5 protein-coding genes are annotated in these 8,625 nt (G+C 69.4%); 1 reads left to right on the forward strand and 4 read right to left on the reverse strand.

All coding sequences use genetic code 11. The features are described 5' to 3' along the window. Positions 1 to 2,263: 2,263 nt before the first annotated feature. The 4 genes from AC07BF_RS22635 to AC07BF_RS22650 all read right to left on the reverse strand — a co-directional run bounded on the left by AC07BF_RS22635 (position 2,264) and on the right by AC07BF_RS22650 (position 7,104). A complete protein-coding gene (locus tag AC07BF_RS22635) occupies positions 2,264 to 3,409 on the reverse strand; it encodes a hypothetical protein (protein WP_400989384.1) in 1,146 nt (381 codons plus the stop codon). Beyond that, positions 3,403 to 4,194 carry an AAA family ATPase gene (locus AC07BF_RS22640; protein ID WP_478333834.1) on the reverse strand — a complete coding sequence of 264 codons (792 nt, stop codon included), beginning with the start codon at positions 4,192 to 4,194 and terminating at the stop codon, positions 3,403 to 3,405. Before AC07BF_RS22640 ends, AC07BF_RS22635 begins: the two co-directional genes overlap by 7 nt. Beyond that, the gene (locus AC07BF_RS22645; RefSeq protein WP_478333866.1) at positions 4,191 to 5,879 is read right to left on the reverse strand and encodes a Mu transposase C-terminal domain-containing protein; all 1,689 of its coding nucleotides are present in this window, start codon (positions 5,877 to 5,879) and stop codon (positions 4,191 to 4,193) included. The genes AC07BF_RS22640 and AC07BF_RS22645 overlap by 4 nt, the downstream gene beginning before the upstream one ends. Before the next feature lie 1,063 nt (positions 5,880 to 6,942). Further along, positions 6,943 to 7,104: a hypothetical protein gene (locus tag AC07BF_RS22650; protein WP_400812118.1), complete on the reverse strand. Its 162-nt coding sequence runs from the start codon at positions 7,102 to 7,104 to the stop codon at positions 6,943 to 6,945. A gap of 243 nt (positions 7,105 to 7,347) precedes the next feature. Between AC07BF_RS22650 and AC07BF_RS22655 the strand changes: the two genes are divergently transcribed. Continuing rightward, positions 7,348 to 8,436 (forward strand): hypothetical protein, encoded by a 1,089-nt coding sequence (locus AC07BF_RS22655; protein ID WP_478333835.1) that lies wholly within the window; start codon positions 7,348 to 7,350, stop codon positions 8,434 to 8,436. The last annotated feature ends 189 nt before the right edge of the window (positions 8,437 to 8,625 follow it).

Consider the following 8,625-nt stretch of genomic DNA (forward strand, 5'->3'; position numbering starts at 1 on the left):
ACCAGCCCGGCGGGAACAAATACTGGAGGGGGGTGTGTCTCGGGGGTGCCCGCAGCCGCTGGGGAGACGCGGAAGCCCTCGTCGGTGGCTTCGCCCCCCCACCCGCCCCCCCCCCGGGCCGCTGCGCCGGCCGGATCGGGTGGGGTGGCGGGCCGCTTCGCGCCCTTGGGTGGTGGTGGGTCAACTCCGCGCTTCGCTGCGGAGTTGGGTGGGTGTCAGGATGGGGCCTTCGGCCCTGGGCTAGTGGGGTGGGTTCGCGGGCTTCGCCCGGGCTGACTGGGGTGGAGGGTGGGGGCGCTTCGCGCCTTGACTGGTGGGATGGTGAGGGGTAATCAGGTGATGGAGTCACTCGTTGGGGTGGTACAAGGACAGGCTTCCCTCGGTCTGTGAATCAAAGGTAGTGGCCCGCTAGAATCTGGGATTGGGAGTTGGTCGGGGAAACTGGGGCCCCGTGGATAGCATCAGAAAGGCAGGTTAGTAATGCGGTTGAGTGTCGTTCTGTCGGCCTGGTAATAGGTTTCAGTTCGTTGGCCATCCCATACGTCACCACGATGTCGGAAAAACCGCAGCAGGATGACGTGATTCCGGGCGCAGCCGCTGTGACCTGCCCTTTCCGGCCCGCAACAGCGCCATCCTGCTACCGCCATCTGCGACAGCGAAGTGCAGCTTCACACCGGTTCCAGCGCCGGCGTGGAGGCGCTGGCCGCGTTCGTCGAGCGCGAGGGCCGTGCCCGGGAGGCTGGAGGCGCTGAGAGTGGTTTGGTAGATCTGCGCCCGGCGCGGCCGGGGCTCATGCTGCGCGCTCGACCCGGCGATTAGAAGGGCGGTTCCTCCGAGAAGCCTGTACCTGATGGCACGGCACTCTTCGTTGATGCCCGTGGGTCGTCCGCTGGTGTTGTGGGGGGTGGGACTCCCCATCCCCCACGCTGCGGCTGCGCGGGCGCTCCCCACCCGCCGCCCTGCGGCTGTGAGGCGGGTGTCCCCCACCCGCTGGTCGGTTCCGTTCTGGGCACGGGCGGCTCGTCTGATCTGACGCCGTCGATGTCGTCGTTCCACAGCTGGCGCAGGTATTGGCGGCACGTGGTGTTGTCTTCGTCGTCGTAGTTGTTCGACTCCGGCCAGCGCCTGCGGTCGGGGCTCTGATCAGCCAGGTGGCACAGGGCCCGCAGTACCGAGTCGACCCTGGACCAGGTGCTGGTCCCCTCTCCTGTGAGCAGCCTACGGACCGTCTCCCGGCTGACCTGAACCGGGTTGTCCAGGCGTTGGGTCGCTGCGGCGATTTGTCCAAGGGTGGGCCGGCCCGCCGCGCGGAAGTGGACGTGCAGCTCGGACACCAGCGAGCGCCTCGTGCTCGGGGGCAGTTGCTCCACGGTGGGCATTTTCGGCATCCTTGGCATCCGTCTGCTCCACTCCCCGATGACCCGCTTGCCCCCGATGCACCCATGATTGCCCTGCGATGACGCCCTAGGAAGACCTGGGTAGACACAGATAGACCCAGTAGAAGTGCATTTGAACTCATGTCAGCTCCTTTTCTCCCAAGTACAGCGCATTCCAACTCACTGAAACTCGTTTTGGCAACTACCTGTTTTCGCTGGTAAGAGGCCATTTCGGGGTGGTTTCGTTGCCTCCGGTCACCTGTTGAGGCAGTCCGTTGTCTCAGCAGGTGGACACGGCGCGGCCGTCGCACAAATGGCGACGGCCCCCTGGTGCGCAGGGAGCCGTCAGCAGAGGACAAAGCCACTGAGGAGCAGCACATGTCCACTTCGGAGCCTACGAGCAACCCTGCCGAACCGGAAGCCTTCGCGACGCAGGTGCGCTTGACGGGACGGAGGCAGTGGCGGGTGTGGGGCCGGCGCGCCCGCCGGGATGCCGCCGTCTACCTGGTCTGCGGCGCAGCCACCGCCCTGGGCGGCGCCCTGGTGTCATGCGGGGCGCTGTGGGTGCGAACGCGCCTGTAGGAAGCCGGATGCCTCCGGGCGGAGCGGTCCGTGCTGCACCTGGCGGCTTTGTCGAGCGGGAGGGCCACGCGAAGGTGGCCCTCCCGCACAAGGATCCGCTGGAGATCGTGGTTACCGGACCCGGTGGGGAGGAGGACGTTGAGGTCGTCTCCGTGGGGCTGGGCGCGTTCCTGCACAACACGGTGGCAAGGCGGGGCCAAGGTAAGTGCGGGGCAGCTCGCCGAGCACAGCGTCAAGTGGACGTAGGGCCGGCGGTGGGCTGCCGGGGGGAGCGGGGGCGTCACCCGCGGGTGACGCCCCCGACGCTACCCGCGCCGGGTGGGTGGAGGCGGGCAGCCCCGCATGTACTCGGGGCCCGCGGCCCAGGGGTAGCGGTAGTGGGCGTTGCTGAAGGGCCAGATCGTGCGCTGGTCCTGCGGTTTGGGGGCGGGGTGACCCGAACGGGAGCGGGGCTTGGGTGGCTGGGGTGGGCGCAGTTTGCAGGTGTCGGCGAGGTCGAACAGGCCGGGCAGGTCGTTGTTGGTGAAGGGGACGGTGAACAGCGGGGTGTCGCCGGCTTCGGCGATGGCGTGCTGGTAGGCGGCGGCGAGGAGCAGGGGGCGGGCCCAGGGCGGCACGGGGTGGGTGAGGCAGCCGAAGCGCAGGCCGTCCGCGTCGTGGAGGGCGATGGTGGCCGCGCCGTCGGTGAGGTCGGTGGGGCGGGCGGTGTGGAGCTGGGCGTCGGATGCGGCGGTGAAGACCGCGACGGCGAGCTGGGCCGCGAGGTGGGGGTGGGCGGTCGCGGTGTGGAGGCGGCGGGCGACTTCGGTGGCGGTGGCGGGGGGCATCTGGGGCGGGTGGAAGCCGCGGTCGTGGGCGAGCGGCGGAGTGCAGCGGCAGCGGCGCTGGGCACCGTCGCCGGACCAGTAGGTGGTCAGGGCGGGCAGGTTGAGCCAGCGATCGTGCACCGGGACGGGGCGAGGCGGGCGGCTGCGCGGGAGGTCGGTGTCGTCGGTGCCGGGGAGGCGGGCGGCCGCGTCGGCGAGGCGGTGCTCCACCTGGCGCAAGGCCTGTTCGAGGGCGGGGGTGGGACGACGGCGGTGGCAGACCAGGAGCAGGTGGACGCCGGTGCGCTCGCGCAGGGTGATCAGGTCTTGGATGCGGCGGCGGCCGAGCAGGTGGGCGCGCAGCACGGTGAGGTGGGTGATGGGGGTGGCGAGGGTCCAGGCGGCGGCCATCGCCCAGGGCGGGTCGGGGTCGAGCCTGGGGTAGCCGGTGACGGGCACGGGTTTGCCGAGAGCGGCGAGGATGTCGTAGGCGAGGCAGATCGTGGAGTTGGTGCCGACGGTGGGGTGGACGGTGGCCCGGCCTGTGGTGGGGCTGTGGGCGGCCTGGGCGGCGCGGGTGTGGGGCAGGTCGTCGTGGGGGTCGAGGACGACGGTGACCGGCGGTGGGTCGGGGCAGGTCAGCACGGTGCACCGGCCTGTCGTCGGCCGAGTTTGCTGTAGGCCCAGCGCACCAGGTCCTCGTCCACCTTGGCGCGCCCGGACTCCTTCATTCCGGCGGCCAGGTGGTGGGTGATCTTCGCCCAGGCCCGGAAGTTGCCGTGGGCGGCCTCGCGGTCGCACAGGGCGATCAGCTCGGGGTCGGCGTCGGGCCAGATCGGGTGGAAGGCCGGGATGGTGTCCAGGACCTCCTCCAGCGGCAGGGGGTCGATCTCCTGCCAGCAGTAGACCCTCGACTCGAGCATCGGCTCGCTCTGCAGCATCTCGAAGCAGCCGTTGCCGCCGGTGAAGACGATCGTCAGGTCGGTGCCGGTGTCGTCCCACAGGTAGCGCAGGTACTCGAAGCACAGCTTCGACAGCCACTGTGCCTCGTCGCACACCAGCACCCGAGTCTCCTCGAGCGCCCCGCGCAGCATCCGGTCGAACTCGATCGCATGGGAGGGCGGACGACCGGGCAGGCCGAGGGCGTAGAACAGTTCGTGGCGCAGGTCCCGGGTCGAGGGGCGGGCCCGGAACTGGATGCGGTGAGTGATCTGCGGGGCGAGGTCGCGCAGCGAGGCGTTCACCGCGAACGACTTCCCGTGCCCGGTCCTGCCGTAGATGCAGATCATCGCCCTGGCCTCGATCGCGGCGCGGATGTTCTCCCGCACCGCCAACAGGGCCCGGGTGCCGACCACTTGGGCGCCGCGCAGGCGCATGTAGTGGTCCTCTCGTTCAGCGGGCAGCCGGCCCAGTCGGTCCGCGGTCGTCACGGGCTTCCTCCCTCTTCTGCTTCTTCTTCGTCCGTCCCGTTCACGGCACCACCGCCGCTGCCCGGGGTGTGTGCCGCGTCAGGCGCCGGCGGGTCGGCATCGGTACCGGGTGCTGCCGGGCGGGGGCGGCGGATCGGGCGGGCCCATGACGCGGGTGCCTCCCGCGGCGGGATCAGGTCCGGCAGCGCTCGCTTCGCCAAGGCACTCCCGGCGGCCGTGGCGAGTTGCTCCTCGGCCTCGGCTGCGGTCAGCGCCGCCAGCGGCTCGGGCCTCATCGGCTCGGTGACCGCGCCGTAGCGGCCCAGCTGGCGGCGCTGGCGGTCCGCGGAGGCCAGTGCCCGTACCATCGTGCGCCGCTGGGCGTCCTTGGCCCGGCGCAGCGCGGCCCGCTGGGCCGCAGTGGCGGCGTCCGCGAGGTGCGCCGGCCCGAGGTGGGTGCCGGTGACGGCGTCGAACACCTCGATCTCGTGGTCGTGGTGAGGGATGAACCGCACCCGCACCCGGGTGCCGTCCATGCCGTGCATCCACGGGCCGACGTAGTAACGCCCCCGCCAGTACACGCCCTTCGTGGACAGGACCTTGTCGCCTCCCGCGTCCTCGAGGGTGAAGGAGCGCAGCAGGTCGGGCGGGACGTCCTCGATCGGGGTGGGGTCGTCCTGCCAGGCTTCGAGGGGTGTGCGGCCGCCGAGCGGCTGCGGGCGGTGGTCGGTGTTCCACCACCGCACCCATCCCAGAAGCCGTGCGGTGAACTCGGTGAACGAGAGCACATCGGCCGGGTCGCTTCTGCGGGACGGCGGGCGGGTGGTGGCGGTAGGGGCGTGGAGGTATCCGGGCTGCGCGACCAGGAACATGGCTGTGACGCAGTGGTTGAGATTCTCCACCGTGCCTTTCAACTCCGGCCGGCGGGCGGGGAGGTCCTGTACCGGGACCGCGAGCGCGCCCAATGCCCGGGTCACCGTGGCGCACAGGAACTCCTTGCCGCGGTCGACCCGCACCAGTTCCGACAGTCCGCCGATCGGCCCGTACGGGCCACCGGGCTCGTCCCGCGACAAGGCGATCCGCAACGCGGCCAGCACCGCGTCCCGGGAGGGCTGGTGCGGGGTGACGGCCGCGCCGGTGATCGCGTTCCTCGCGCAGTCGATGAACCACGTCACCCACGGCCGCACCAGCTCCCCGTCCAGTTCGACCTCGACAGGCAGATGCTTGTGATCGCCCTCCCAGCACGCGTTGCGCCACTGCGGCGGACGAGCCAGATACACATCGTGCGCCCGCCGGGCCCTCTCCCCGCCCTTGAGCGCGGCACGCTGACCCGCGTTCAGGTCCCGGCGCACCGCCCGCTGAAACGTCGCCAACGACGGCACACCCACTCCCCCGCCGCTCCTGGCGCTCGAAGCCGGCTCCCCACCGGCTCCCCCGTCCACGGAGTCGTCCGCCGACACGCGGGCCTGCGCGAGAAGCTCCCGGTGAACCGCCGCCGCGTTCCCGCACCACAACGCCAACCGCGCATGAACCTCGCCCGTGACCGTGAACCGCGGCCGGGGCTTGCGCACCGTCCGGCCCTCCTCACGGGCCGTCTGCAGCCAGCGCTGCACCGTCCGCACCGACCTGCCCGCCGAGAAAGCCGCAAGACGCACATGCTCGGGCGTAAGAACACCGCGTTCCTCCAAGGCCAGGAGCCGGAACACCACCTGCTCACGCACCACTGGCGCCGAATCGCCGGACCGTACCGCGTCGCTCCCGCCACCGCCGTCCGCCATCCACGCCCTCCCGGCCCGTCCGACAGCCCCGGCAACGACCAGGCCCGTCCCCGGCCCCTCTATGAAGACAGCAACCGCACCACGATGACGCCCGAAACCGCATTCCGATGACACCCAGCAGGACTATCTGGTACAACCCGGACATGCCGTCAGCGCAGAGGAAGCCGCACGGACCTGACCAGGCCAAACGTCATCCCGATGACGCCGAAAACCGCACCAAACTGACGCACCGACAACCGACACCCCAACCCACCAGCAAAAACACCCCCACACTCCACGACAGACAACCACCGCATCCGACGACAAATACATGCAGCTTCACACGTGCATCGAGCCCAACCATTTCAGGTGGCTGCCCAGCTTGCTACAGCGGTTCAACTGCCATTGTCGGCCAATTTTCGGGCGGGAGAAAATAGAGGGAATGCGGGATAGAACGGCGGAAGATTGATGTCGGTGAATTCCGTGAGGCCAGCTATCGCCCGCCGATTCCGAACGGCGGAGCAGTGGAGCCAGCTCCTGGGCAGCGGTGGCCAGCCGGTGGACGGATCCGGCGGGGGCGGGGTCCGGAGGAGCCCCCGCCGGGGCTTCCGCGCGGTACCCACCCGGCAGACCGCGTAAGGCCGGGTAGCGGGCTCGGCACGCGCAGCGCAAGGCGCCGGCCACCACCAGGTGGCCGGCGCCTTGCGACTTGTCAGAACCGGCTGCGCCGCACGACGGGCTGGACGGGCGGGGTCTGCTCGGTGCCGAGCAGGGCGAGGGCCGCAGTCCGGGTACGCTCCAGCCAGTTCATGACCTGGCGCAGCGTGGCTGGGGCGAGGGTGCGGGTGAGCTCGCGAGAGGCCTGGTGGTCGTCGTCCGCCAGCGCGTGGAGGCCGACGTGGTCGAGCGCGGTGTGGAGGGCCTGGGCGGCGGTGCCTGCGGGGCGGCGGTGGGTGGTGTCAGTGGGTCTGGTGGGGTGTACCAGGCCGGGCCTGGTACACCCCCGTGTGTCCTACGCCATCACGGTGTGGAGCAGGGTGGTGACCGCCACCAGCGTACCGAGCCCGGCCAGCGGCCCTCCGATCACGAACGCGAGGACACCGGCTCCGGCGGCCACGGAGAGGATCAACGCCCAGCGCTGGGGAAGCCGCTCGGGCCCGTTGTCGTTGCTCATCAAGCGTTACGCTCCTGACTGCTACCCATTGAAGCGGCTCCGGTTGCCCCCGGGGCCGTTCGCGTCCCCGCGAACGGCTGGCCACCCGACCTTTCCGACCAGGTCGTACGACCAGTCTGCGGGCGCAGCGGGGCGTCACTGATGGTCCGTCAGCAACGTTCTGACCCGCACAGAAGTTGTCTGTTAATTCCACTTAGACTTATATGCGGGTCAGAGCGTCGAGGTCAGAACGTTGAGGTGGGGATGAGCAGCGAGCGTATGCGTGCCGAGCGGCGTGCCCGCAGGCTGGATCAGCTGAAGGCGACCCAGTCCGTCAAACGGGCGAATGCGGCTTTGCATCAGACCTGGCAGGCCGGGAGACGGCCCGACTACATCCGGCTCCGTACCGGCCTCGTGGAGCTGCCGGAGAAGGACAAGAGGCAGCCGGTGCTGACTCAGCTGATCCGGCCCCGCGGCCTCGCTTTGCGCTTCTATCTCCTGGCGATCTTCGAGGCGCAGTGCCGCCTGGAAGCCGGTGAGAAGTGGACAAGCAGCCGACATCTGTCCGGTCCGGCCTCATGGGCGGACCTGATCGCGGTCGACGGCGCCTACAGCACCCAGGCCGAAAAGTACATGAGGGACACCAAGCAGCGTCGCACGCTGGCAGATCAGCGGCTGAGGCAGGTGAGGTCCGCGTTGCAGACCTTGGAGGCGGTGGGTACGAGGGGAAAGCTGGTGCCCGGCTCCGGCGGCTCGCAGGCCTTGGTGTCGGTGCCTCTGGAAGGCGCGGTCAGGCAGTACAAGGAGTTCGTGCTGCTCAATGAGCTGGGCCGGGGCGAGCTGCAGACGATGGAGCCCTACTCCGTGCCGCACCCGAGGTATGGCACGACCTTCAGGGTCCCGGCCGACTTCTTCCTGAAGGGCTGGATCCACGTGCTGAGCGATGCAGAGATCTCGGTGTGGCTGACTCTGATGTCGCTGTTCAACCGGTACCCGGGGAAGCACCGCGAGGAGGGCATCTACCTGTATGCCGCTCGCCGAAGCAGGATGGGCTTGCGCCGCGACTCTTGGGAGGACGGGTGCGCCCGCCTCCGGGACTTCGGCCTCATCCGCTACGCAGTGCCCCCGGCACGGGAGGAGAAGAAGGTGGTGGCCGGCGGGGAGCAGAGTCCCGAGGATTATGAGGCTTCGGTTGCCGAATTTATTGAGGGGTTTGCGGAGTTTGACTTCTCAAGGCCGGAACCACCCGCTGTTTACGAACCCGACCGGCATCAGCTGCTCAAGGGATTCGTAATAGATGCATTGAATAAGGTCATGATGGAAACAACTCTGCGGGTCAAGAGCCTCAATTAGGCAAGGCTGCGGCTGCTGGGTTAGCCCATTCCAGCAGCAGGTGATGGCCGTCTGGCCCTATTTTACTGGTCGCTTGCTTGCAGCAGCGCGCTGCTTCCCCCCCCCCCCCCCCCTCCCCCCACCCCCCCCCTTTTTGGGTTCCTTTCCCCCCTTCCCGCCTCCCTTCCCCCCCCTCCCAACCCCCCCTCT

Source organism: Kitasatospora sp. NPDC043950 (assembly GCF_056435345.1).

Excerpts from the sequence above, each read along its gene's own strand:
- AC07BF_RS22650 (WP_400812118.1), bottom strand. The coding sequence starts at position 7,104 with ATGAGCAACGACAACGGGCCCGAGCGGCTTCCCCAGCGCTGGGCGTTG.
- AC07BF_RS22655 (WP_478333835.1), top strand. The coding sequence starts at position 7,348 with ATGAGCAGCGAGCGTATGCGTGCCGAGCGGCGTGCCCGCAGGCTGGAT.